Raw genomic sequence first — 26,749 nt, forward strand, 5'->3', positions numbered from 1 at the left:
ATAGCTTTTTCTTACGTTCCCCTAGTAAATTTCTCGTGATTGAAAGGCTATATTTTAATTAGGACTGTTCTCGGATCCAGACCTGCATCTCACCTGGTGTACGGTTCCCCCATAATGTGTATGGAACAGCTAGCAGCCGCTGAGATTCCTGCTTCGGCGGTGCACTAGAGTAGAGAGTATCTTTCTGTTCTTTATCTTCTTCTTGGCGGATACCGTCCATTTCAAGGAATACAATTTCATCATTCCATATGCCGGTTACTTCGCGAATTTGAGCATCTGCTGGCAGACGAACAGATGTAAGCGGAGAGACGTTATCCATCTCTTCCAGACAATAAACGAGCGGACCGCGCTGCAGGGCCACCCGGCCTGCATTTGCTCTTACGTTTGAATGAGAATACAGACGCCGTGCTTGCATATCAAAATGAATGGACAGCTGATCGCCTTTCTTCCATGTGCGTTTGAAGTAGGCATATCCATCACGAATTTCAGCCGTAATTTCTTCTCCGTTTACGCGGAAGGACGTGTCCTGAGACCAGGATGGTACCCGTACAGCAAGAGTGAACATTCCATCGCCTTCTACTTCTTGAACTTGTAAGCTCGCTAGTCCATTCCAAGGTAGTTCACTTGTAAGCTCAATTGTTGCTTTACTAGAGCCAAGTGTGACCTGGGTTTCATTACCGATATATAAATGGGTATAAAGTGTATCCTCGCTTGCAGTAAAGATATATGAGCCAAGGGAAGATAACAAACGGGCAACGTTAGGAGGACAGCAAGCACAGCCATACCATTTTTGACGAACGGCTTTCACATGATGTTTTCCTGGATTTCCTTTGCTTGCTTCCGGCCATACTTCCATCGGATTTACATAGAAATAATGTTTTCCATCCTCAGCAATTCCGGCTGTTACCGTATTGTATAGTGCACGCTCCATCACATCTGCGTATTCACCTTTCATCTCTGCTTGAAGCATGCGTCTAGCAAAGAAAATAAGGCCAATGGATGCACAGGTTTCGGAATAGTTTGTATCATTAGGCAGGTCATAGTCAAAAGTAAAGGCTTCCCCGTGATGGGTTGAACCAATGCTGCCATTCACATACATTTGTTTATGGACAATGTTATTCCATAATCTTTTACAAGCATTCAGCAGTTCCTGATCCCCTTTGAGAATGGCTAAATCCGCCATTGCGGTATACATGTAAACTGCCCTTACTGCATGGCCTACCGCTACTTCTTGTTCCCGAACCGGTTTGTGCGCCTGCCAGTATTCGAGGGTAGGAAAATGTTTTTGTACAACATCACCCGTCCAGAAAGACTTCCGTCCCCGGCGCTCCCATTCTTCGCGGAAGAAACTTGGCTTTTGACCTCTCTCATCGATAAAGAAAGAGCTGAGATCGAGGTATTTTGAATCACCAGTTACTTGGTACAGTTTAATGAGAGCAAGCTCTATTTCCTGATGACCATCATATCCTCGGATTTGACCGGGCTCTGGCCCATAGGTAAGGCAGATGAAGTCAGCAAATTTCTTTGCTACATCCAAAAGTTTGGTTTTACCTGTACCTTCGTAATAGGCAACAGCCGCTTCAATTAAATGACCAGCCGTATAAAATTCATGACAGTCATGAAGATTGGTCAGCCGTTTATCTGGAGCAGCCACCATGAAATAGGTATTAATGTAACCGTCCTCATCTTGTGCAGCAGCAATCAGGTCAATGGCTTCATCAGCGATCTTGGCAAGATCAGGGTCAGGAGAAGTGGATAGAGAGAAGCCAACGGCTTCGAGCCATTTGTATAGATCAGTGTCCTGAAATACAAAGCCATGGAACTCACCTTCCTCAAGTCCGGCAGCAATGCGGAAATTACGAATCGCTCTGCTTGGCTCAGCGTCAGGAATTGCATCATTTAATGCATCCCATTGGTAAGGGATAACCGTATTTTTAACAAGTTCAACATAAGGAGTCCAATAGGAATCGTTAATGGCAATATTTTTTAGCGGTAAAGGTTGAGATGGAAACGCACTGGTTACTTTATTCATGATCTCACTCTCCATTTCATGATCTTTTATTTCATCATAGTGCAGAATGCTGCCCTTTGTCGGTAGAAGGTAAGGTATAATAGGTGTCAAAAACTGACCTCATCATGAGGGGAAAGGAGAAAATGAATTTGTTATCCCTTTATTTGCAGGAACCTTATACTTTTGTGATGGGCGGACGCTTCTTATCGGATGAATCCTGGTCTCATATGGACCGGACAATTGAAGATTATGAACTGATTATTGGCGTATCCGGGGTCATTTTTATTGAAGTGAACGGGTTAATGTACGAAGTGAAGGAAGGGGATGTTTTGCTGCTTGAACCTGGAGAGAGGCACCGCGGGTACAAGCTTTCCCAGCCTGGGGTTTCATTTTACTGGTTCCACTTTCTATTACCTGAACAGGCATCCTCTGCTGAAGCAGAATCTTACGGACAAATTCCAAGGTATGCAAGATGCCCAAATCCAAACCGAGTACATATTCTCGCACGTCAGCTTCTGCATGCAGGGAGCGGCGGGTATCGAATAGGGAGAGCAGGAGACTATTTTCTGACCACGCTTCTCATTGAACTCGCAGAACAGCTTCAAGACGCAGATGAATATTCGGCACTGAATCCGCAGCTTCCCGAACTCCTCGAATGGATTCGTCTGCATGCACAAAGTAAGGATATTTCAGTTGAGAAAATAGCAGATCAAATGGGATATAACAAAGATTATTTATCGCGTATGTTTAAGAAAAGGTTTGGTGTTGGCGTGCTGGGTTACATTCACCGATTAAAGCTTGATGCTGCCAAAGAAGCACTGACAGGTACAAACTTACATATTAAAGAAGTTGCCGCGCTCGTTGGCATAAAAGATGATAAACAGTTTGCCAAATGGTTCAAGCGCTTAGCCGGTGTGACGCCTACATCGTACCGAAGGGAATTCCGTCTGACCAAGCTGAATAAGGAGTAAGTGAATAAAGCTCCTATCATGAATGAAAACAAATGGACCAATAATGTGTTAAAATGAAAGAAAACCGAGAGTGTCACATGGAATTGAAAGGGTAGATAAAGGATGTCATATACAGCTGAACAGGTAGCCGAATGGATGGTAGAGGAAATTCGTTTTAAAGGGAATTTATATCAAGAAGATGCCATTCGTTATGTACGTGAACATTTTGGAGAGGAATTCGTATTTGTTAATGAGAATGGGAATGCCTCACTAGAGAAAGAAGTGAAGAAAGCTTTCCGTAAACTTCATAAGGGACGAATCGCCTGGGATCGTGATGGATTTATGTGGGGCTGGACCTAAGAGAAATATAAACACGATCCGTGTAATGGGTCGTGTTTTTTACTTGCATCATTGAATAGAGGCGTTAGGAACTAGTTGGAATTTTTTTCTTGTAATATAATCATTATAAAGATTTATCAACAGGTAATATCTATAAATATAGTGTATACTTTTGGTAGGTTTCATCGCGTCGTATGAAATAGAGGTGAACTATGATCAAGGATAAATCACGTTTCTTTCAAAATTTTGAAGAGGCTGCAAGTCATATTATTGATGTTTTGAAGTCTCTTATTCAAGCAGAGACTATTTTTATAGCTACGAATGATGGTGTAACGAATAAGATATTGAAAGCTTTTAACAGAGCGGAGATCCTCGTAGAGGAAGGGGGTTCGCTTCCTTACAAGCAATCGTATTGCAGTTTGGTTGGCAGAGAACCGGTTGTTATCTCGAGCACTCTGGAGCATTCAGTAACGAAGGAATTAGATATTACAGTGCAGATAGGGGACCACTCCTTTGTTGGAGTGCCGATTAGTTATAAGAGCGGAAGACTATTTGGAACGTTATGTGTGCTTGATAGAAGCTCAGCGATAATTAAAGATGAAGATATACAGACGCTGTCTTCCATGGCGATGTTCTTGTCTTATATTATTGAACTAGAAAGAATTATTGACCTTGAAGTGAAGCGGAATGAAATGCTATATCGAGATAAGAAAGAATTTGAATTGAAAGTCCAGAAATTACGTAATGAAGTACAAATGGCTGATCAGATGACACAACATAAATCAGAATTTCTGGCCATAATCACTCACGAACTTCGTAATGCAATAAATGGAACGATCGGCATGTCCGATCTGCTAGAAACAACGGAGCTTTCGGAGCAGCAACAGGAGTATATGGATCTATTGAAGTCAAGCAACAATTCGCTGTTGTCACTTGTTAATAATATTTTAGACTATAGTAAGATTGAAGCTGGCAAAGCTGTACTGGAAGAGGATCCGTTTGATCTTGTTTCTACAGTAGAAGATTCCATCTATAGCGTTGCTCCTAGGACGCTCGGCAAGCCCGTAGAAGTTATTCTTGATGTAGCTCCAGACATCCCCACATATCTCCTCGGTGATGCTGAGAAAGTACGGCAAATTCTGCTTAATTTTCTTAGTAACGCAGTGAAGTTTACGCATGAGGGTGAAATCCTTGTATGTCTTCGTCTTTTGAATTCTTCGGATGAGGATCAGGTGTATATTCAAATTACCATTCAGGATAGCGGTGTAGGTATAGCAGAAGAGAAAATATCTCAGTTGTTCCAGTATTATTACCAGGCTCATGAAAACGACCATATTCATCACTACGGCGGAACAGGACTTGGTCTTGCGATCGCACAAAATTTAGTGAACCTGATGGATGGCTCTATTGAGGTAGAGAGTAAGGTCGGAGAGGGTACAAAAATCAGTATCATACTTGGATTTAAAGAATATGCCGGCTATGATAATTTACCATTCTCCTCATCTGTTCTTAAACAGATGAAGATCCTGATCATTGATGATAACGATACAAGCAGGCAATCACTGGGGAGGCTCTTGAAGAGCTGGGGGATCGAACAAACAGAAGTATCATCTACAGCGGAAGCGATGATCCAGATCCAGTCGGGGTTAACTTATGATTTGCTATTAATGGATATCAGTATAGAAGAATCATCGGATATTAGAACATACCTCGGCGAGGATGTGCCAATTGGACTTCTAGCACCCATTGGGACGACATTGAATGCCGAGCAGAAGAAGAGGTATGCGTTCTTAACTTTTAAACCTTTCCGAAGATTGCAACTATATAATGCGCTTATTGCCTGCCAAACAAAAAAATTAACAGCAAACCTTATCGATTAGATCGAGGAAGCTATGCTCTGAACTTTCCGTAATGGAAGGCTCAGAGTTTTTTTAGAATTAGCAAATAATAGATTGACAGTAAATAATGACCTCTATACAATGATATAGTCTGAAAATAAGTAGACCAGTCACTATATTTTATGAGAAGTGGGGTAAGAGGTTGAATTCAAAGATTGACTCAAGAGATAATATCCTTGCCACAGCAACACGTCTTTTTCACTTGCAGGGTTATCATGCAACGGGTCTGAATCAGATTCTGAAAGAAAGTGGAGCACCAAAAGGTTCCTTGTACTACCATTTTCCGAATGGAAAGGAACAACTGGCTATAGAAGCTGTACATAGGATGGCTGAATTTGTAGAAGCGGACATCTTGAAAAGTCTGAATAAAGATGTCAGTGCGGTAACGGGAATTCAGAATCATATTTTAAAAATGGTAGATTGCTTTAACGAGGTGGATACACTCGAAGGGATTCCCATCGGTATCGTTGCTGCAGAAACATCGCTGATCAGTGAACCGTTGCGACTCGCTTGTCAGGCTGCTTTTGAAAAGTGGGAAGAAACATATCGCATATGTTTAATAAAAGAGGGATTTGAACTTGAGCATGCTACGAAGCTATCCATGCTCATTATCAGTATGATTGAAGGGGCCATTACACGTTGTCTTACCAATAAGAATGGACAGCCGCTGCAGGTGGTCGCTGAATATATACCTATTTTGCTTGAAAAATAGAGCAGAAGTCTCTCATGTTTTGCAGACATATTATATAGACTGGTCTAAATATGGATAAAAAGTGTTAAGAGGAGTGTTTTTTTGAGTCAGCATACGATGTCATCTTTAGAAAAACCGGCAATTAGGCCGGTTCCCATTACCATTGCACTGATGATTGGTGCTTTTATTGGTTTACTTAGTGAAACAGCACTCAACATGGCATTTACTGAAATTATGAGTGACTTTGGTATTGAAACCCATGCTGTACAGTGGTTAACTACAGGTTATCTGCTTGTGCTTGGAATTCTTGTTCCTATCTCTGCTTTATTACTGCAGTGGTTCTCTACGAGACAACTGTTTAGTGCGTCATTAGTATTCTCGATTCTAGGTACGCTTGTAGCTGCCATAGCACCTAGTTTTGCCATACTGCTCGTTGCTCGTGTGATTCAGGCTATCGGAACAGGACTATTGTTACCGCTGATGACTACGGTAATCCTTGTTATTTTTCCGGCTCACAAACGTGGAACAGTAATGGGGACTATGGGTCTTGTGATAACGTTTGCTCCGGCTGTCGGCCCGACATTGTCTGGTCTTGTTGTTGATAAACTCAGCTGGCACTGGATCTTCTGGTTCTGTCTGCCGCTGCTTATTTTCACTTTCCTTTTTGGCTTGAAATTCATGCAAAATGTATCTACCATTACGAAACCGAAGATTGATATTCTATCTGTGTTGCTTTCGACAATCGGATTTGGCGGTATTGTATATGGATTCAGTAATGCAGGAGAAGGAGCTGGTTCATGGGGAGAACCCCACGTCATTATTCCGCTGCTTCTGGGAGTCATCGGACTTACCTTATTTACCATAAGACAATTCCGTATGGAAAAACCTATGCTTAACCTGCGTGTATTTAAATTTCCGATGTTTACCTTTGGCGTTATCATTGTATTTATCTGTATGATGCTTATATTGTCAGCTTCGATCTTGCTGCCACTGTACTTAAAAGGTGGACTATTGTTAGCTGCTTTCTCTGCTGGTTTATTGTTGCTGCCGGGGGGAATTGTGAATGGACTGATGTCACCCTTTACGGGCCGACTGTTTGACAAGTATGGTCCAAGAGCACTTGTATTCCCTGGATTCATCATTACTACGCTATTCACATTCTTATTCACGAATGTAACAACCGAAACTTCGACGATTGCTGTTATTCTGATGCATACCGGTCTCTTTATCGGAGTGGCGATGATAATGATGCCAGGTCAAACGAACGGTCTTAATCAATTGCCGAAAGAATACTATCCAGATGGTGCCGCTGTAATGAATACACTGCAGCAGATCGCAGGTGCGATCGGTACAGCGATTGCGATTAGTATTATGTCTGCGGGTCAAATGACATATATGGCTGATCATGCAGGTGACGTGAATGATCCGATCTTTATGTCAGGTGCTCTGACAGCGGGCGTACAAAATGCATTCATGTTCGCTTTTATTGCTTCGATTATTGGACTCATCGTCTCTCTGTTTGTACGAAGAGTGAAAGTGTAAATAAAGTGATAGAGAACCCTGCTGGCTTACAAGCCAGCAGGGTTTTTTGTGCTTTAGATGTGTGTACACACCCTTGAAGAAGAGAATTAGGAAATGATTGACACCTACCGATTACAAGTGTAAACTTTATTCAAATACTATCGATTACAAATGTAATTTAATAGAATGGAGGCGATAATAAATGAATGATATTCCACGAATTTCTGAAGCGGAGTGGGAAGTGATGAAGGTCTTTTGGAAGCAATCACCTGCTACTGCAAATGATGTGATGAATGAACTGCGTAATGATAAAGAGTGGAAACCCGCCACGGTAAAATCACTGATTAATCGATTGCTGAAGAAGAAGGCACTTGAATTTCATAAAGAAGGTAAAACGTATTTATACTCTCCACTAGTAAGTGAAGAGGAGTGTGTAAAGGCAGAAAGTAAGTCGTTTTTACGGCGGTTATATGGTGGAGCACTGAAACCGATGTTTGTACAATTCCTGAAAGACGAGAAATTAACGGAAGAAGAAATTAAGGAACTGAAATATTTACTGGATAAAAAATCAGGTGAAAAATGACTATAGTGAATCTGCTTACGGAAAGGGTTCCTTCCTTCTTATTATGGCTCGGTAAGACGTCCCTTATGGCTTCTGTGGTGGTGATTCTCATACTGGGGATAAAAACACTGCTACAGGATCGACTCCCTGTAAAATGGCAATATGCTTTATGGCTGGTTTTAATTATGAGACTTATACTGCCATGGGCTCCAGAGAGTTCTTTTAGTTTATACAACCTATTTCCTAAGGCAACAAACTCCTCTACAGAAAACATGTTTATAAATGTGGGTGATTACGAAATCACTTCTTCAGCCTTGTTGACTGAAGATGAGGAGATGAACGGGAGTAACCATAGTACTGGAGTCGTTGCTCCAGTGGAGGACATGCTAGGTGAGGATACGGTAGGCGTTGAAAATGCTGGAGTTTGGCAGCAACAAGCTCTACTTTTGTCAGAAATTCCATGGCTATATGTGAGTGTTTTCCTGGTTTGGTTGTTTGGTGTTAGTATACTAGCGTTTAAAATATGGAAGATGAATCGAAAGTTTATTAGGGTTCATATTCGGAATGGGCTTAAAGAGGATGCACATACGCTGCAGTACCTAAAGGAATGTAAGGAATCCATGGGTATCAGAAGAGCGATTGAGCTGAAAGTTACGGATGCAGTAGAAGGACCTGCCTTGATTGGGGTTTTTCGGCCTCAAATATTACTTCCTGCATCTGTTGAAAAGGAGTTTTCAGAGAAAGAATTAAAGTACATTTTCCTTCATGAACTTGTGCATTACAAGCGTAAGGACATTCTAGTGAACTGGGTTATGTTATTTCTACTCGTAGTACACTGGTTCAACCCCGTTCTCTGGTATGCCTATCGCAGAATGCGGGAAGATCAGGAGCTGTCATGTGATCACAAAGCGATTTCATATGTTAAGGGCAGCGAAGTGAAGGAGTATGGGTACACGATCATTAAGTTACTGACAAAGAGGTCAAATATACCAAACTCGCATCTGCTGGTTACTGCTAATTTCTCATCAGACAAGCTGCAGATCAAAAGGAGAATCATGATGATAACCAAGTTTCGAAGAAAATCGATCTTATGGTCTGCCCTGGGATTAGTAGTCGTTGCGACTTTCATGTTAGTAGCTCTAACGAACGCGAAAGCAGATAGTAAATACGCCGGTTTAGAGAAAGAAATTTTAGAGATGACCAAGCAAAATGCTTCTCTTTTAGATAACGTAGATTCATCCATTCGTGCTGCTGCAGAAGAATCAATCCAGGAGATAATGAGATACTTGGGAAAGCCGCTTCCTTTAATTGAAGTGAAGACGGTTATCGAAACGAATCAAGTCTCCTTTAAGTTTAAAGGAGACGGTACAGGCATGAATTATATATGGGTAAATGCAGATACCGGAGAACTAGAAAAAGCCATGATGAGTTTAGATCTTCCCATAGAACGTCTTGAGCCAGGTTTGGTTGAAAGAGCTGAACATACCTTACAGGAAAAAGGATATGATGGTGTTCCGGAGTTCGATATCCCAGTGCATCGTCATCTAAAATACGACACTCATGGTTTGGAACACTATACAGGAGGTGAGACATTAGGGATACAGACTGTTTTTAAACAGAGTCAATCCACTGAAGTTATTTTTACAAATGATGAGGTCTATCGGATTTCATTTAAACTGCCTGCTAACAAGGTCTCTAATGAAAAGATCGAAGCCGCTAGGCAAGCATTATTTTTATTACATGCGGATGTTCTTCAGAACGATGCAACAGATGTTTTTTATTCCTATGACAACTTTGGTGCAAATCAGAGTCTAATGTTCAGGTTCGGTGAAGCAGGAGATGTATTCATGCATCCGGATCGGAATGAAATACAAAGAATTCGGGATGGTTCTGTACCTGTCACAGGAACGGAAGGATACTCGAAGCCAAGACTTAGTTATGGCGATGAACAGTTTCGAAGAGAGTTCTCTTACCTTGCCGAACAATTATTTCATATCGATTTGAAGGGATACGATTTAAGTAGAGTAACAAAATCTCCCGGTTCATTTACGTTTAAGAAAAGCGGGGAGCGTACTGTTCATATGGCTATCAACCCCTATGGTGAGATTATTGGTGTGAGCAGGGATGAGGGCTAAATAAATTCATTTAAAAGAATGTTCTACATTTTTCGTCATATCTGGAGAATAACTGATTCGTATAAGCAATAGACTGAAAGAAGTGATGCCAAATGGATCGAATGAATGCTTGATTCGGAGTGAATCATTTCTGGAGGGATAAATTATGGCGGTGTCTTATATGGATTTTACATCTCCGGGTGTGCAGTATTTTTACGATCTGAGTAATAACAGAAATTTTACCAAGGACAGTGGTAACTATATTAATGCACTTGGTGTTAAGCAGCTGAATACCCTCGGTGACAATTCTTTGCTCGATATTTATTTGACGCGTGGCAATATTGTGGAGCCTCATATTCATCAGAATGCTTCAGAACTTGTATATTGTATTTCCGGTGCAGCCGTGATTTCCATAATTAATCCATTTACGAAAGAGGTTATTCAAGTACCAGTCTCTCCAGGTCAGGTCGGGAACGTGCCGCAAGGATGGTTTCACTGGGAGATGGCCACTGAAGATAACACTCACTTGCTGGCGATCTTTGATGCGCCAACACCGGAATTCATTGCTGTATCGGATTTTCTACGACTTGCGCCACCGGAAGCCGTTGCACATACGTATTGCTTGGATGAAGCTGCGTATAAGGCTGCGATTGCTCCCATTAGTGATACGGTTGTTATTGGTCCTCCTGCCAATTGTACAAAGTATCACCAGCCTCAGCCTAAGCCTCAGCTGTATGCCCAGAATAACGGTCCAGTGTATCCTGATTATGGTCAGAGGCACGGAAACTACCCGCAACAGGGACAGCAGAGAAACACCCAGATTCCCCATGGATATACGAATCAGGGGCCAAACTACGGAGGACCTAGCCCTTATCGACTTCCTTAAAGTAATAAGAATGGAATCAAACCGTGTCCCTCGGACGCGGTTTTTACGTAGTCACAAGTTAGGAACGGGCTCCTGTTTTGTAAATCTAGCCTCAGATGACTCAGGTTATGTTATCGAGCAAATTACGCATGTAAATAGAGGAAAGGTCGTGGGCTCTCAAATCACAAATCACAGTAATAAATGATTAGAATCATACTTTCTCTTTAGAAGCGAATAGGATTCAGATACAATTATTCTAGAACTAGAAGCACGGGATCATACATAGAGAAGGGAAGGAAGAGGACATGGAAGAGAATTTTATACCCAAGGTGTTACAAGGGAAGAAAGTATATCTTAAACCCTTAAATGCAAGTGATGCAAAAACATATTATAAGCAGCTTTTTAATGAAGAAACAAGAAGACTGACCGGCACGAAGGCAATTTTTAATTATGAGCAGATCGTAGAATATATAGATAGAAAGCGAGGGGATGAGTCATCCGTAATTTTGCTGATTGCCTTGCAGGAGACAGATGAACTCATTGGAGAAATTGTACTGCAAGACTTGGACTATACGAACCGGAGTGCAAATCTCAGAGTTGCGATTGAACAATCAGCCCACCAAGGGCAGGGTTATGGCACTGAAGCACTGTGTCTTATGCTGGATTATGGGTTTGGTATATTACAGCTGCACCGGATCGAGCTGAATGTATATGATTTCAATGAACGAGCTCTGCATGTCTATGAGAAAGTGGGTTTTAAGGTAGAAGGGCGCCAGCGTGATGCTTTGTTCTACGATCATAAATATCATGATGCGATTCTCATGAGTATGCTCGAAGGTGAGTACCGGGAGAAATATCGGAATGAAAAATGAAAAAACGGCACGAGTTGATAAGCCTTTATGCTGATCAACTCGTGCCATTTTTTATATGTGACTATATTTATGCTGAGATAGCAGTCTGTGCAGGACGACTTGAATCCTGCTGTTGATGATGCTGCTTCTTATTTTCCTGATTTTTTTTCCATAGGAATGCAATGACGATGATTGCGGAAAAGAGAAGGAAGAAAGTAGGAACGATTAGTAACGCCTTTCCTAGCCCAGCTTCCATATTACCGCCGTAATAGAGTAATGAACGCATGCCATCAATCATGTAACGAATAGGCATCATATTGCCAACGATGCGGTGGAAATCGGGAAGGTTTGTAACCGGAATTGCTCCGCCGCTAGCAAAGATTCCTAAAATATTGACCGGAAATGCTGCCAGCATAGCCCATTTTCCGAATAACATGCCGATCATTTTAAACATAGCGAACATGGTCATCGTGCATAGCAAAGTAAATAAGAAAATTGAAATGATGCCTGATGAGTGGTAGCTTCCATAGAGTCCAAACACCGCTACTGGAATTACGGCTGCAACAGCAATCATTAAGATGGCACTCAGCAGAATCTCCGTTGCAAACACCTTTGAATAGGTGAGAGGAACGCCATGGCTCTTCAGACTATCGCTAATACCACCTAAATACCCATGAATCATCTGTGTTCCCATAAGCCCGGTAATGGATGCGATTAAGACGATCATAAACGGGGTCATTCCTTTGTTGATATCTGAAGGAAGTCCGAGCACGCTTGTCACCTTGAATTCGATAGGGTGGTCAAGCTGAGATGCGACCATAGGAGATAAAAGTGCTTGTTGTTTTGTCATTTCCGCTTTTATTCCGCCGCTAACCATATCAGAGATTGATGAAGCTAGGGTTTGTAATACCGTTGTTGAGATGCTGGAAGCCATCTGTGAAGCTCCATCATTTAATAAAATTTCAATAGGTACGGCAGTAAGATCAGCTTCTCCTGATAAGAACGATTGCTTTAAGGCAGAAGTCTGTTCACTGAAATTAGCGGGAATAACCAAAGCTCCGTTTGCTTTATTTTCTTTAATCGCCTGTATAGCGGTTTCCTTTGAACTTTCAATCTGCCATACAAATGAGTGTCCATCTTGCTGTTTCACAAGGTTAGAGATAATTGCTTTACCTTCCGGCGAGTCTGCAAAACCGGAGTCCTCACTCACCAGAATGAGCGGAAAATCGTGCATCCGCTGATCGGCACCGCTAAATACGGGCAAGTAAATCAGGATCATGCTCAACATTAACACGGCTACAGACCAGACCGGAAACCACGCAAATTTAATTTTTAATAAGTTTTTCAATTGAAGCAAGCTCCTTTAATTTACTTTAGTTTACGATTTAGTAAACGAATACTCAGGTATACCATTTCTTTATCCTCTTCATCTAATTGCTCGAATTGTTCCTTGACTGACAGATCCATCTCCGGAATAAAAAGGACATCATTGCCTTTATCCGTCAGTGTAATTCGGTGACTTCGCCGATCCTCTGGATTATCTATGCGATTGACATAACCTCTTTGTTCAAGTGAGTCTACCAAATAAGTGATCGAAGCCGCCTTAATTTCTAGATACTGGGCTAAATGTACAGATAGACAAGGTCCTTCTCGTTGAACTTTTGTTAAAATGGCAAATTGATTCAAAGTTAAATCGTATTTTCGCAAATGATCTACGAAAGCCTTGATCCGGTAGTTCGTCAATTTTTGTTCCAACTGATTATAAGTGTCCATTAGCATGTCTAGAGAAATTTGATGATCCAAAAGTATTGCTCCTATTCGTAAAAATAGTATTAGTGAAGAAGTATTATACTTAGGATGTCCTAAATAGTAAACCGTATTAACGACAATTTAGTTAAAATAATCAAAATTATTTAAATTAAATATCTTTTTTGTGAACATTATCATTGCTATTAGAGGTGAAGCAATGAAGGGGTAAACCCATATAATGGTTAGGTGAAACTAATAGTATAAGGTAATATAAAGGAAAATATCCTAATATATATTGAAATCATTAATATTTATCTATATAGGATATAGACGAAATGAATGGTGGTGAGCTTTTGGGAAAAACAGTTTCGATGTGGATCATCACAGGATCCATATTTCTGATCATCTTGTTTTCGCTACTCATTGGGAAAGAGTACGATATCCAGAAAAGACAACAAAGTAGCGGCAAGGCTTTTACGTATTCTTATGGTCTCACTACATCCTCATTACATGCTTCAACCTATTATACGGACACTGTCTTGAACAGAGCAGGGCCACCAAATCGGGATAGCGCAAGAGAGTTATTTTTAGGATACAATCGTTTAATCAGGGCAGCAGAAGAGGTCAGACAACTCCGTACTAATCATTCTGAAGGAGAAGATTTGAGTACAGAAGCTTTAGAGAACAAGCTTAAGGATCTCGGAGCAGAACTTTTATCACATTCCTCGAAAATACTTGAAGGGACAGGCGACCGCAGGGAATTGAAGAAAACGCGTATGGTTATTCACGAACTGGAGGAGCAAATTCCTGACCTGCCGAGTGATACAAATTATCAAGATTTTCCTGAAGAGCAGAAACAGGAAATTATTCATCTTTTGAATCGCATTTCGGCACAACTGGAGAAAGGGCAGGGTGATACGTAAGTGAGGAGCTTCTTTGCCAAACACATAGGTATAGCCATTATCACTTTAATTTGTGCTCTAGTAGTGGGGGGATGGTACGGATTTTTGCTGGTGGATGGGAAGTCTCTCATCTCGGATGGGGTGAAGGAAAGCGAGGTGTACGATCAGTTTCGTACAGAACTTGTACGTACGAGTGAGCTACTGAGGGAATTTAACGAAAGTGAGCAAACAGAGGCTGATGTCTCTGTATTGCTGCAAGCAAACGATCACTTTAAACAAGCGGGAGTTCATTTGGATCAATTTTATTCTTATTTTTCATATCGACTCACAGACACCTATGTTTTGTATGAAATACAGTACCAAGGTGAAGATAAGATATCCAATATAATTGTCAATTATATAATGGGAAAAGGAAGAGAGAGTGATATTCTATATCTTATGGAGTATTCAAGTTTATTACTAGATGCATTCCCCTTAGAGTATACGAAGAAGGATCGAACTGATTTCTTTATCCAATTTAATGACGTGAATGATCAAGTAAATAAACACGATTTTAAAAACGAATATATTTGGTCGTGAAAATATATCTAAAGGAATCTCTGAAAAGACGGAATAACCGTTCAGTCCAGAGATTCTTTTTCTTTTTGGGAGAGGTCATAGATTACATCAGCGATGGAGACATTCGCAAGCTGATCTTCCATTGCTTTTTGAGCAGAAATAAAGATAGGGGAGATCGCATTCTGAATATTACGCCCTACCACACAGGCAGGATTCGGAGAATCATGTACAGAAAATAGGGCATCTTCTTCCACCGCATTTACCGCCCGGTACACGTCGAGTAGAGTGATGTCTGCTGCCTCTTTTTTAAGCTTCGCCCCTGCAACGCCCGGTTTCACATCAACAAGTCCTGCTTTGCTCAGCATACCTGTAATTCGGCGAATGACCACGGGATTGGTACCCACGCTGCCCGCGAGAAAGTCTGAGGTGTTGACGGTATCTTTGTTGATCTCAAGCAGTGACAAAATATGAATGCCAACAGCAAATCGGCTAGTAACCATCTTTACGTTAACTCCTTTATTCTTCTGCTCATAGCAGAGTAATTCTTCTATTAATAGGTATATACGTCTTTTATAGTGTAATCTATTGTACCCTGAGTGAACAGTTGTAAACAAAAAGACCCTCCGGGTGGCGGCCCAGAGGATCTGAAATCTGAAAAAACAAGGAGATTATATTTGTTCGCCAACGACAGTGAAACGTTCACCGATATGTGCTGGGTTTTCAATTTCATCCACAATCGCAATTGCATAGTCCGCGTAACTGATGTAGCTGTCCCCTTTGGAGTTCACAATTAGAGTATCTTTTCCTTTTTGATATGAACCACTGCGTGCCCCTTCTGCATCGAATGTCGCCGCTGGGCTTACGAAAGTCCATTTTAGGTCTGTAGAAGCTTTCAGATCCTCCAGGTTTTTACCTTGACTGCTTGCGGTTGGTTTATAGAGGTCAGGGAATTCTGGTGTGTCGATCAGTTTGGTCGTTTTCGCTTCATCAACGTACAAGCTTCCTGCACCGCCGACTACGATCAGCCGAGTGCCTTCTACACCGCTTAGTGCCTTAATGAGTGTTTTGCCTGCTTCAACATGTTTATGTTCTTCACCTGGCGCCGCACCAAAGGCATTCACAACAACATCATATTTATCTAGATCTTCCGTCATTAGTTCGAAGATATCTTTCTGGGTGGCAGGAACTCCGCTAACCTTAGATGCATTTCTTACAATCGCTGTGACTTCATGGCCGCGTTTTCTTGCTTCGTCCATAATGAGTTTTCCTGCTTTACCGCTAGCACCAATAATTGCAATTTTCATTTTAATTCCTCCCATGTAGTTATGTAAAAAACGTTTTTTCAACCTGTAACCATTATAGTTACAACCTTGGAGATTTGTCAACAGGACTCATGATATAGGGGTAAGATATCTCTTGAAGGAAAGATACGCTTCATACTTAGCAGGTGTAATATCTAGGAGAGAATAGCTGAGGTTGGAATTCAGTCCAGTTGTATAATAAAATGAAGTGTAATCAATTTTGCATAATAAAGGAGCGAGACAGGAACCAATGAAGTTTCCCTTTCGAATGATAGTGAATACGTTACTTGTACTCCTTATGTTTATTGGACTGCAGCTGTATATCGGCTGGAATATGTACTTGTTTCTTTCTTTTTATGTTTCTGATATCTCTATTTTTATATTAGGGATCTCTCTGACTGTGGTCTCACTTGGATATGCAATCGGACGGATCAAGTGGCTTGGTCCTATAGGGCGCTTCATAAAAGTGATCGGTTCGTACTATTTTGCACTGCTCGAGTTCTTCATACTTGTACTTCCGGTGATGGATCTGATCGGATGGATATGTCATCTTGGGGGTGCGGATTCCAAGGCTTATATTCCGATACTTGGCTGGGCAACGGTAGCTCTTCTAGTCATTTTCCTGCTGCGCGGGTCTTATAATGCTTGGAGTCCTATTGTAAGAAAATATGAAGTGACGGTAGCAAAGAAGCCAGAACCAGGTGCGCCTAGAAAGTACACCATTGCAGTAGCTTCTGATATCCATCTTGGGAACATTGTGGGCAATCGATATCTGAGAAGGCTGACCGGACTCCTTAATGGATTAAACCCTGATCTGACCTTATTGGTAGGGGATGTGCTTGATGATTCAATTGAACCTTTTTTGCGAAATAAGATGTCATATGAGATGAAGAAATTATCTGCCAGATACGGTGTTTTTGCAGTGCTCGGTAACCATGAATATTACGGAGGGCATATTGATCGTTATGTGAGAGAAATGAGCGAGATTGGAATTCCTGTCCTTCGGGACGAGGTCGTCAGCGCAGCAGGCGGAGCTATCTACATAGCGGGACGTAAAGATCTGACTGCAGAACGTATGGATTCAGAAGGACGTTTATCTGTATCAGATCTGCTTACGCCGCTGGATCATACAAAACCGATTGTTTTGCTGGATCATCAGCCATATGCGTTTGATAAAGCTCAGGAAGCGGGTGCTGATCTACTGCTATGCGGACATACGCACAGGGGACAGTTTGCACCCAATCATCTTATTACAAAACGGCTTTTTGAACTGGACTGGGGCTATATGCTGAAAGAAAAAATGCATGTTATTGTTTCCTCTGGTTTTGGTTCATGGGGACCGCCTATTCGCCTAGCAAGCAGATCAGAAGTCATTCATATTGAACTAACATTTACCGAAGAATAAGTAAGTGATTTGAAAAAGACATTCCCTCTTTTTTTATGAGGGATGTCTTTTTTAGTAGCCCTATGATTTACATTATTCTGAATATGTTATCTCATGGGGTGAATAATTAATGGGACAAAATCAACTATGATCTTAATGATTTATCCAATTAAACGTTAATGAGTAGAATAACTTAGAGAGTGAAGTTATTACGCCATCGCTATGGCTATGTTCTTACTTAGAAGTCTTGATGGTTGTAAACTGTCAGATTTATTGTAAAATGAACAAGGGATTTATGAAAAACATTACATAAAGAGCTATTTTTGTACACACGAGCTCTACTATTTCTATCTAAAAAAGGAGAGAACATTCATGACCCAAGCTCAGGCGATCCAGGAAGCACCGGATCGTGCAAAGCGGCTTTGGCTGGCGTTTATACTCGGAACACTGTCAGCTTTCGGCCCATTCTCACTTGATATGTATCTGCCTGCACTTACCATTCTGGCAGACGATTTAAACACGACCGCATCATATGCTCAGCTTAGTCTTACTGCTTGTATGCTGGGACTTGCTCTTGGTCAGTTAGTAGCGGGACCTATCAGCGATGCGAGAGGACGACGTGGACCGCTGCTTATCGGTCTTGGTGTATTTACACTTTCCTCGATTTTATGTTTTATTGCCCCATCTATAGAAATGTTTGTCGTCATGCGTTTTATTCAAGGAGCTGCTGGTGCAGCGGGAATTGTTATCTCAAGAGCCGTGGTTCGTGATTTGTATTCGGGCACAGAGCTCACGAAATTCTTTTCCTTACTTATGCTCATCAATGGAGCAGCGCCCATCCTTGCACCAATTGCAGGTGGTCAGCTGCTCACGGTGACTTCTTGGCGAGGTGTATTCGTCGTCCTCACCATCATCGGGGTATTATCCCTGATTGGAGTTATCCTTGGCCTTCCTGAGTCCTTATCGAAAAATCAGCGTACCCAAGGCGGACTGCAACAGACGTTCCGTGCTTTCGGTACGATTATGAAAGATCGGGTATTCATGGGCTATGCTCTTTGCCAAGGATTTGTAGGAGCTGCTATGTTTGCCTATATATCAGGTTCACCCTTTGTTCTTCAAAAAATCTACGAAGTCAGCCCTCAAACCTATAGTTTGATCTTTGCTATGAATGGAGCGGGTATCATTATTGCGAGTCAGATTGCGGGAAGACTTGCAGGACGTGTGGGAGAATCAAGACTGCTGATTGTAGGCTTGTCCCTTGCCGGGATCGGCGGAATCAGCCTGCTTCTTGCCATCTTAGCAGATGCTCCGTTGGTTGGTATTTTGATTCCTCTTTTCCTGGTGGTTTCTTGTGTTGGTATTGTAAATACCGCAACATTTGGACTTGCGATGCAGAATCAGAAGAATTCTGCGGGCAGTGCATCGGCTTTACTTGGTGTTCTTATGTTCCTATTTGGAGGACTGGTAGCCCCTCTCGTCGGAATTGGCGGAGAAGATACGGCAGTACCGATGGGGATTGTAATTGCATCTGCTGAACTTCTTGCCATTGCCCTTTATATACTCATGGTCAGATCACGTTCGCGGAAATAGGACTATTCAAATCTCATTAAAGAAGAGGGGATTATTGATCCTTTCTTCTTTTTGATTTAGCCTTTTGTAGTGGACTATTTTAGAACGTGCAGTGATGTTACCAACAATATCGAGCTTATTTTGCTCGTGAAAGTTGCTTTTTGTTCATAATTCATCCCGTTTCTCCTGCTTTTTAGGAAAAGTATGACCCGTCTGGGCTATTCTTTTGCTCCGAAAGGATGGGTTATGCTGAGTCGTAAGGGAGTGTTACATAAAACTACTCGAAGAGAAAGGATCGATAATGAAAATGATGAAAAAAGGAATTCTTACGCTGGTTCTGTTTTTAGTGCTGCTGCCAGGCGCTGCTTTTGCACATACGGGTCTAGAAAGTGCGGTCCCTGGAAATGGAGATACGGTGACTTCTACGCTGGATGAATTAGTCCTTACGTTTGAAACACCAATTGAGCCGCTTAGTGAGATTAAAGTAGTAAATGAAGAAGGCAACGTTATGGACCTGGCGAATATCGAGGTCAAAGAAAACACGCTGACAGCTAAGTTAAATGAACCATTGCCGAATGGAGCTTATAAGGTAGACTGGACGATTGTCGGGGAAGATGGTCATACCATTAATAACGAATACGCATTTACCGTAGATGCACCAGTAGAGCCGGAACAGCCGGACAATACTGCTGTAGAGGATGAAAATACAAACACGGATACACCTGTAACAAGCGAAGATACAGTAGATGAACAAGTTAATACGGCAGCACCTGCAGCAGACGATGTACAAGAAACAGAAGCTGGCAATACAGGAAATGCAGGAATTTGGATTGCGCTCATCGTCGTTGTTGTTATTGCAGGTGTCTATGTAGCCGTAAGACGTAAAGGGAAAAAATAAAAATGGGCTTTCTTAGCGAAGGTCTGCTATACATCTGTTATGCGTTTCTTATGGGAAGTTTGATTGTTCATCTTGTTCCGGGTAATGCAAGACCTGTGCTCCGTATCCCGCGTCAGGCGGTGATCTGGAGTATCGTGGGGACGATGGTTTTATCCTTTGCACCGCTGCTCCAGATTATTATTCGTTTTGGTTCAGGAATTGGATATGGAAAAGCGCTGTCCACCGTCCTATTCTCTTTTAAAGAGGGGAAAGCATATCTCCTGGTATTTGGACTCTGTTTATTATTACTCCTTACCTTTTTGCTGATAAAAGATGCCCTTCACAACAAAAAGATTCTCTATCCATCCTTGCTGGTTGTTCTGTGTATCATTGCAACATTCGGCTATTCCAGCCACTTAGGTGCTATTGGAGGGTTTAAGGGAGCTGTCATTCAGACGGTTCATATGCTTTCTATGGCTGTATGGGCAGGAGTGCTTTTTGCTATTGCGTGGTTTACAGCAGAAGCGCGGAACTGGGATCGTTTTCTGAAATGGTTCACCCCAGTATCGATCGCTTGTGTCGTGCTTATCTTGGGATCGGGACTGCTTACGATGAGCTACACGGTACCTGAATATGTAAACTCCTGGATTCTGCCGTATGGGCAGGCATTGTTAATGAAACATTTACTGTTTGTTCCTATCATTATTTGCGGATTGTGTAATGGATTTTTAATTCGGAGTAAAACGAAACGCGATCAAGGGTTTGCCGTAATTCCTTGGCTCAAAGCAGAAACCATTCTTATTTTATGTGTGCTCCTCTTCACAGCCTTAATGTCACAGGAAGCGCCAGCTCACACGGTAGCTGAAACACTGGAGTATAATGACCCGTCGGCAGTTTTCATGATGCTTCATCCTGAAGCTAGTTTACCGCTGAACTGGGGAGTTACGATCCCGTCGGCTGCTCTTGCAGGGGGAGCTCTGTTAATCCTTGCTGGGATGATAATCTCATTTACGAACAAAAAAGCAAGCCCTGTAATGTTACTGATTCTTGGATTTCTGTTTGTACTCACTGCTTACGGAAGCCTAATGTTAAGTGTAGAGTAGCGCATACTGGATGAAAGATAGATTGGTTATCGATACCGCCTTTATTTCAAGGATAAAGGCGGTATATTTATTTACAAATAGATAGGAGCATATATAATGAAGCTTATGGAACCTATAATGATTCATAAAGTGTTGTCGAATGAGACAAGGCGGGATATTCTTGAATGGCTCAAAAAACCCGAAGAACATTTCGGTGATCGGTACCATGCTCCTCCTAATGGAGATCGGACAAAAGGAGTATGTGTAGGAGATATTCAAGCGAAGGCAGGACTTGCACAATCCGTTATTTCGAATTATTTATTATCAATGCAAAAGGCCGGCCTGCTCTTGTCAGAACGTGTTGGTCAGTGGACATATTACAGACGGAATGAAGAGGTCATTCAGCAGTTTTGTGATGAACTCAAAAAAAATCTATAAGAAAGGAGTTTTTTTCTTTATAATTATCTAGATTCCTAGATATAAAGATGCATAAGGAACTAGCAAAATCTCCTCCTCCTATTTATGATACAATGACAAAAAAGAAAAGTGACGAAGAGGAGGGGTAACGTGGTACGCTTCGGTATTATTGGAACAAACACAATTACAGACCGTTTTCTGGAGGCGGCAAGCACGCTCACCGATTTTAAGCTTACAGCTGTTTATTCACGGACGGAGAAACGTGCTAAAGAATTTGCTGAAAAACACGGTGCGGAATTTATCTATACGAATTTAGAACATATGGCTGCGAGTGAAGAGCTCGATGCGGTGTACATCGCCAGCCCGAATTCATTACATAGTGAGCAAGCGATCCTCATGATGAATCATGGGAAGCATGTTTTGTGTGAAAAACCGATTGCTTCTAACAGTAAACAGCTTCAAGATATGCTGGATGCAGCTGCAACGAATCAGGTTGTGCTAATGGAAGCGATGAAATCAACACTTCTTCCGGGTTTTGCAAGAATCCAAGAGGAGCTGCCTAAGCTGGGCATCGTTCGTAAATTTAATGTGAACTATTGTCAGTATTCCTCTCGCTATGATGCGTATAAAGAAGGTAAGGTTCTTAATGCTTTTAAGCCCGAATTCTCTAACGGGTCCCTGATGGATATTGGAGTGTACTGCATCTACCCGATGGTTGTCCTGTTTGGCCAGCCTGAGAATATCAAAGCAACCAGTGTGATGCTTGATTCGGGTGTAGATGGTGAGGGAAGTATCGTGTTGCAGTACAAGGAAATGGAAGGAGTTATTACGTACTCCAAAATAACGAACTCTTATCTGCCATCCGAAATTCAGGGGGAAGCGGGAAGCATGGTTATTGACCACATTAGTACCCCTGGAAAAGTGCAAATACATTATCGACAGGGTGAAACAGAGACGATCTCGGAAGTGTCAAATGAACCTGCTATGAAGTACGAGGCAGCGGAGTTTATCCGTCTTGTACAAAGCGGAGAGCTCGAATCACCTGTGAATTCACATCATCATTCCAGTGTAACCATGGCGATCATGGACACGGTTCGCAGACAGATCGGGCTTGTCTATCCTGCGGATCGCTAAAGTAGAGAACAAAAAGAGACCCGGTACGCAGAAAAAAAGCGACCGGGTTATTTACATCTTTTTATTTTAGGAATAATTAGTGTACCGCATGAAGGGTGTTATCGAGTAGAAGAACTGCTTCTTCAGGCGAAATATTTCGAGCGGTTATGAGTTCGCTGATGACAAGTTTACGTGCATTGTTCAGCATGTTTTTGTCAGTCCAGCCAAGTGTCTTTTTTGAACTCAAGTGACTCAAATCACGGATGACTTGCAGCTCCATAGTAAGTTCACCTGTTTTTAGTTTATTCAGCAGATTTTGCTGTCTTGCCGTAGGATTGGAGGGGAGTTCTGAACATTGTTCCAAAAGTACGGATCGTGCGCTTTCCAGCATTTCCTCATCCGCAATACTCCGAATGCCGAGCGATTCAGCATTATGGATCGGAAATGAGACTTCCATGACCGGATGCTCAATGGTCACCTGGTAATACCATTTTTTCTCCCCGAGAAATTCCTTCTCTTCCATAGCCTCAATATGACCTGCACCGTACATGGGATAGAAAATATAATCGCCTACTTGAAACATAGATAAAACTTCCTTTCCGAAGACCTTGAAATAAAAAAAGACCCTGATTTAGTTGGGTGTTCGCCGTGAGTTCTTCTTCTATTATAGCATACGTTTGAAATCGGCCTGGTTTTAGTCGCGTTGGAGTAAGGGGAGTGCGGTGTTTCCAAGCTCCCTGCTCCACTTGTTTTGTTTGGACATAAGTGGGTTCGAAGAAGCAATGGTCCAGCCAAAGCCAAAAGTCGCAGAGATCTAGGAATCACCTTGATCCCCCGATGTCGAAGCCTGACTTTCAAAGGGCCGAGTTCAAAGTATGCGGCAACGCAAAACCGGCTGAATGGTTTGGGAAACCATTCAGCCGGTACGGAGGAGAATGAATTAGAGGGGGAGGTTTGATTTTTTGATCTCTGCGGAGAGCTGCTCTGGGTATCCATAGGTTCCGTGTTCACTCATATCAAGACCAACGAGTTCTTCTTCTTCAGATACGCGGATACCGATCGTTTTCTTCATGACCCATAGAATTGCGAAGGATACTGCGAAGGCGTAGATTGCGCATGTAACAACACCTAGTGCCTGAACTCCCAACTGTCCGAAGCCGCCGCCATAGAATAGACCCGGATTACCTACCGCAAGTTTTTCGACCAGTTCAGGGGTAGCGAAGAAACCAGTGGACAGTGTACCCCAAATTCCCGCAGTACCGTGAGCAGACAAGGCTGCGATGGGATCATCAATTCTCATTTTCTCGAAGAAGCGGATGCTGAAGAAGACGAGGATACCGGCAATCAGGCCGATCACAATGGCAGCCCAGGAATCTACATAAGCACAAGATGCGGTGATGGCAACGAGTCCAGCAAGCGCGCCATTTAACATCATGCCTACATCAGCTTTTCCCATAAAGGCCCAAGCAACGAGGAGAGCAGCAACGGCACCTGCTGCAGCACCAAGCTGTGTATTGATGGCAACAAATCCGAAGAAACTTCCATCTTCCACGGTTAGTGTACTGCCTGCATTAAATCCGAACCAGCCTACCCATAGAATCATCACGCCGAGTGTCGTAAAGACTTGGTTATGACCTGGCATATGGCTTGGTTTACCATCTTTATTGTATTTACCGATACGTGGTTTTAACAGGATGGTTGCTGCTAAAGCTGCACAAGCCCCTGTTAAATGAACTACTGTGGAACCAGCAAAGTCTTGGTCTCCATGTTCAGAGAGCCAGCCGCCGCCCCAAATCCAGTGAGCAATAACAGGATATACAAGTACGGAGAAGAGAACAGCGAAGATGAGATACGCGGATAATTTCGCTCTTTCGGCAAAACCGCCCCATGCAATGGACATGGATACGGCAGCAAAAGCAAGTTGAAAGATGAACATAACGCTTGGGGCTATGATGTCATCTGCAGAAGAGCCTGTGACATTAAAAGCGAAGTAATCGCCCCAACCAATGAGTGCATTCCCTTGACCGCCAAAGATCAGCGCATAACCCACTGCCCAAAATACGATGGATACGATCCCGACTGTGAAAATCGTCTTGCCTGCAACGTGACCGGCGTTCTTCATTCGAGTTGAACCTGCTTCAAGAAGAATGAATCCGCCTTGCATGAATAATACCAAAATGGCTCCCAGCATGACCCAAACACTGTTTATTCCGATGACCTCCATCTTGAACCACTCCTTGTTTGTATAAAATGACTTGCATCACGCTGCTGACTGCAATATGAGAACGAGGACAATAACCTTCTATTCTCACAAATGGTAAAGTTTGTTTGTAAGGCTTTGACCGTATTGTAGAGGGAAAATTACACTTTGTCAATATATCTAACATAAGATTCTTTAAATTTTATTTTGTGCACACATTATTTGTATTATTATTTGCACTTTATTACATATATAATATATGGGATGCAATAAATGAGCGAAATTGAATAGATATTAGGATGGTTAAGCACACAAAATAGTATATTTACATTGAATAACTAATATATAACATATATATAACACAATCAGTTTTTATATAACTTTTGATTTTGGAAACGATCATCTTAGAAAAACGTATGAAAATTGGGCTTTTTTCATTAATATATATATAGGAGCTATTGGATCGTAAGAAAGGGATGCATATATGGAACAAGAGAGAGTTTGGCCAGACAGATTTAAGCGTTTATTTCTCAATAATAAATTTGTTCTTTTTTTGTTGATCATCTTATTGATTGGTCTCAATATTATGGTCTTTACCAAAGTTTCATTCGTTTTTCGGCCTTTAGAAGTTTTGCTTAGGACCATTGTGATACCCATTTTATTAACTGGTGTAGTGTATTATTTACTGAATCCGCTGGTGGACATATTAGAACGCCGAGGTTTAAAAAGGATATATTCGATTCTGATCTTATATCTTCTAATTGCAGCTATTATTACGATTGTGATCCTTGCGGTCGTTCCCGTTGTACGGCAACAGATTGAGGACTTAATCCTTAATTTTCCAAGATATTATGAGAATGTAGCCTTTCAGTTTGAACAGTTTATTGGAAGTCAGTATCTGACACAGATTCAATCCGCGGTTAATTTCGATCTGGATACGATGATTCAGGACTTATCTAAACAGGCGAGCACTATTTTGGATACGACTTTTTCAGGAATTGGCGGTTTCTTAGGAATCCTAACAGAGACCGTGCTTACCATTGTCACGGTGCCGTTCATTCTTTTCTATTTATTAAAAGACGGCAAAAAACTGCCTAATTATCTGTTGTCCTTCCTGCCAACAAAGATGCGGCCAGGGACAACTCGAATTCTTGCCGAATCCAATCATCAGATTAGCTCGTATATTCGCGGACAGATTATCGTAAGCTTCTGTATTGGTGTTCTGCTGTATATTGGCTATGTCATTATCGGTCTTGATTATGCGCTGATCCTTGCTGTGATTGCTGCCTTTACGAGTGTTGTTCCTTATCTGGGACCGGCAATCGCGATCACACCTGCGCTTCTCGTTGCCGCCTTTACGTCACCGGTAATGCTGCTGAAAATGATCGCAGTTTGGACGATTGTTCAGCTGATCGAAGGGAAATTCATATCTCCGCAGATTATGGGAAAATCGCTTAAAGTGCATCCCATTACCATTATTTTTGTCATTCTGACAGCGGGGAATTTGTTTGGAGTGGTTGGGATCTTGCTGGCCGTACCTGGTTATGCCGTTCTTAAAGTGCTCTTCACCCATTTATTTAACTGGTTCAGGGATGGTTCGGGGCTCTACGATAAGGATATAAAATAAAAAGAAGCATTCTTGCAGACGTTTGAACTGAACCCCGAATGGTAGACACTTTAAAAAAAGTGACTCCATTCAGGGTTTTTCTATTTTCTTTATAGAAAAGTCCCGTTATACTGACATTACAATTTTTAGAACGGAGTATTTTTCATGAGTAAGATTATCTTTAATGAA

At 41.9% G+C, this 26,749-nt stretch carries 25 protein-coding genes; 18 read left to right on the top strand and 7 right to left on the bottom strand.

The genetic code is table 11. The features are described from left to right. Window positions 1-58: 58 nt before the first annotated feature. Window positions 59-2,032, bottom strand: coding sequence for a glycoside hydrolase family 127 protein (locus tag GQY27_RS13415; RefSeq protein WP_160035248.1), 1,974 nt, complete (start codon window positions 2,030-2,032; stop codon window positions 59-61). Window positions 2,033-2,154: 122 nt separating this feature from the next. On the opposite strand from GQY27_RS13415, the gene GQY27_RS13420 reads away from it, so the two are divergent. The 9 genes from GQY27_RS13420 to GQY27_RS13460 all read left to right on the top strand — a co-directional run bounded on the left by GQY27_RS13420 (window position 2,155) and on the right by GQY27_RS13460 (window position 11,823). Next, a complete protein-coding gene (locus GQY27_RS13420) occupies window positions 2,155-2,982 on the top strand; it encodes a helix-turn-helix domain-containing protein (protein ID WP_160035184.1) in 828 nt (275 codons plus the stop codon). A 102-nt stretch (window positions 2,983-3,084) separates the two neighbouring features. Then, window positions 3,085-3,321, top strand: coding sequence for a DUF6953 family protein (locus GQY27_RS13425; protein ID WP_160035186.1), 237 nt, complete (start codon window positions 3,085-3,087; stop codon window positions 3,319-3,321). Window positions 3,322-3,512: 191 nt separating this feature from the next. Continuing rightward, entirely contained in the window at window positions 3,513-5,180 is a 1,668-nt protein-coding gene (locus GQY27_RS13430; protein ID WP_160035188.1) for a hybrid sensor histidine kinase/response regulator, read from the top strand. Window positions 5,181-5,340: 160 nt separating this feature from the next. Further along, the gene (locus GQY27_RS13435) at window positions 5,341-5,910 is read left to right on the top strand and encodes a TetR/AcrR family transcriptional regulator (protein WP_160035190.1); all 570 of its coding nucleotides are present in this window, start codon (window positions 5,341-5,343) and stop codon (window positions 5,908-5,910) included. A gap of 96 nt (window positions 5,911-6,006) precedes the next feature. Continuing rightward, on the top strand, window positions 6,007-7,431 hold the full coding sequence (locus GQY27_RS13440; RefSeq protein WP_160035250.1) for a DHA2 family efflux MFS transporter permease subunit: 1,425 nt from the start codon (window positions 6,007-6,009) through the stop codon (window positions 7,429-7,431). Window positions 7,432-7,612: 181 nt separating this feature from the next. Then, on the top strand, window positions 7,613-7,993 hold the full coding sequence (locus GQY27_RS13445) for a BlaI/MecI/CopY family transcriptional regulator (protein ID WP_160035192.1): 381 nt from the start codon (window positions 7,613-7,615) through the stop codon (window positions 7,991-7,993). A 5-nt stretch (window positions 7,994-7,998) separates the two neighbouring features. Then, window positions 7,999-10,107, top strand: a complete 2,109-nt coding sequence (locus tag GQY27_RS13450; protein ID WP_160035194.1) for a M56 family metallopeptidase — start codon at window positions 7,999-8,001, stop codon at window positions 10,105-10,107. 145 nt (window positions 10,108-10,252) lie between these two features. Further along, window positions 10,253-10,972, top strand: coding sequence for a cupin domain-containing protein (locus tag GQY27_RS13455; protein WP_160035196.1), 720 nt, complete (start codon window positions 10,253-10,255; stop codon window positions 10,970-10,972). 284 nt (window positions 10,973-11,256) lie between these two features. After that, window positions 11,257-11,823, top strand: a complete 567-nt coding sequence (locus GQY27_RS13460) for a GNAT family N-acetyltransferase (RefSeq protein WP_160035198.1) — start codon at window positions 11,257-11,259, stop codon at window positions 11,821-11,823. A gap of 67 nt (window positions 11,824-11,890) precedes the next feature. On the opposite strand, the gene GQY27_RS13465 is transcribed toward GQY27_RS13460, so the two are convergent. Both GQY27_RS13465 and GQY27_RS13470 read right to left on the bottom strand, forming a co-directional pair. After that, a complete protein-coding gene (locus GQY27_RS13465) occupies window positions 11,891-13,150 on the bottom strand; it encodes an ABC transporter permease (RefSeq protein WP_160035200.1) in 1,260 nt (419 codons plus the stop codon). Between the two features lie 20 nt (window positions 13,151-13,170). Beyond that, a complete protein-coding gene (locus GQY27_RS13470) occupies window positions 13,171-13,605 on the bottom strand; it encodes a MarR family winged helix-turn-helix transcriptional regulator (protein WP_160035202.1) in 435 nt (144 codons plus the stop codon). Window positions 13,606-13,904: 299 nt separating this feature from the next. On the opposite strand from GQY27_RS13470, the gene GQY27_RS13475 reads away from it, so the two are divergent. Together GQY27_RS13475 and GQY27_RS13480 are read left to right on the top strand one after the other, a co-directional pair. Beyond that, entirely contained in the window at window positions 13,905-14,474 is a 570-nt protein-coding gene (locus GQY27_RS13475; protein WP_160035204.1) for a regulatory protein RecX, read from the top strand. Further along, on the top strand, window positions 14,475-15,032 hold the full coding sequence (locus GQY27_RS13480; protein ID WP_160035206.1) for a hypothetical protein: 558 nt from the start codon (window positions 14,475-14,477) through the stop codon (window positions 15,030-15,032). It begins immediately after the preceding gene. Window positions 15,033-15,073: 41 nt separating this feature from the next. Here the strand turns inward: GQY27_RS13480 and GQY27_RS13485 are convergent, their stop codons facing one another. After that, window positions 15,074-15,511: an Rrf2 family transcriptional regulator gene (locus GQY27_RS13485; RefSeq protein WP_160035208.1), complete on the bottom strand. Its 438-nt coding sequence runs from the start codon at window positions 15,509-15,511 to the stop codon at window positions 15,074-15,076. 168 nt (window positions 15,512-15,679) lie between these two features. Continuing rightward, entirely contained in the window at window positions 15,680-16,315 is a 636-nt protein-coding gene (locus GQY27_RS13490) for an NAD(P)-dependent oxidoreductase (RefSeq protein WP_160035210.1), read from the bottom strand. Window positions 16,316-16,562: 247 nt separating this feature from the next. On the opposite strand from GQY27_RS13490, the gene GQY27_RS13495 reads away from it, so the two are divergent. The 6 genes from GQY27_RS13495 (at window position 16,563) to GQY27_RS13520 (ending at window position 22,775) form a co-directional block, all read left to right on the top strand. Continuing rightward, on the top strand, window positions 16,563-17,717 hold the full coding sequence (locus GQY27_RS13495; protein WP_236570592.1) for a metallophosphoesterase: 1,155 nt from the start codon (window positions 16,563-16,565) through the stop codon (window positions 17,715-17,717). A gap of 351 nt (window positions 17,718-18,068) precedes the next feature. Continuing rightward, window positions 18,069-19,286 (top strand): multidrug effflux MFS transporter, encoded by a 1,218-nt coding sequence (locus GQY27_RS13500; RefSeq protein WP_160035212.1) that lies wholly within the window; start codon window positions 18,069-18,071, stop codon window positions 19,284-19,286. Between the two features lie 280 nt (window positions 19,287-19,566). Next, the gene (locus tag GQY27_RS13505; protein ID WP_160035214.1) at window positions 19,567-20,163 is read left to right on the top strand and encodes a copper resistance CopC family protein; all 597 of its coding nucleotides are present in this window, start codon (window positions 19,567-19,569) and stop codon (window positions 20,161-20,163) included. A gap of 2 nt (window positions 20,164-20,165) precedes the next feature. After that, complete coding sequence (locus GQY27_RS13510) at window positions 20,166-21,245, top strand: CopD family protein (RefSeq protein ID WP_160035216.1); 1,080 nt, start codon at window positions 20,166-20,168, stop codon at window positions 21,243-21,245. 105 nt (window positions 21,246-21,350) lie between these two features. Continuing rightward, on the top strand, window positions 21,351-21,662 hold the full coding sequence (locus GQY27_RS13515; protein WP_160035254.1) for an ArsR/SmtB family transcription factor: 312 nt from the start codon (window positions 21,351-21,353) through the stop codon (window positions 21,660-21,662). Between the two features lie 129 nt (window positions 21,663-21,791). Further along, entirely contained in the window at window positions 21,792-22,775 is a 984-nt protein-coding gene (locus GQY27_RS13520; protein WP_160035218.1) for a Gfo/Idh/MocA family protein, read from the top strand. A gap of 76 nt (window positions 22,776-22,851) precedes the next feature. Here the strand turns inward: GQY27_RS13520 and GQY27_RS13525 are convergent, their stop codons facing one another. Continuing rightward, window positions 22,852-23,337: a CarD family transcriptional regulator gene (locus tag GQY27_RS13525; protein WP_160035220.1), complete on the bottom strand. Its 486-nt coding sequence runs from the start codon at window positions 23,335-23,337 to the stop codon at window positions 22,852-22,854. Window positions 23,338-23,694: 357 nt separating this feature from the next. Then, window positions 23,695-24,978, bottom strand: coding sequence for an ammonium transporter (locus GQY27_RS13530; protein WP_160035222.1), 1,284 nt, complete (start codon window positions 24,976-24,978; stop codon window positions 23,695-23,697). 460 nt (window positions 24,979-25,438) lie between these two features. On the opposite strand from GQY27_RS13530, the gene GQY27_RS13535 reads away from it, so the two are divergent. Then, window positions 25,439-26,581 carry an AI-2E family transporter gene (locus GQY27_RS13535; RefSeq protein ID WP_160035224.1) on the top strand — a complete coding sequence of 381 codons (1,143 nt, stop codon included), beginning with the start codon at window positions 25,439-25,441 and terminating at the stop codon, window positions 26,579-26,581. Window positions 26,582-26,749 lie beyond the last annotated feature (168 nt).

Origin of the sequence: Paenibacillus sp. An7, from assembly GCF_009870785.1 — a bacterium.
In the GTDB taxonomy this organism is placed as follows: Bacteria; Bacillota; Bacilli; order Paenibacillales; family Paenibacillaceae; genus Paenibacillus.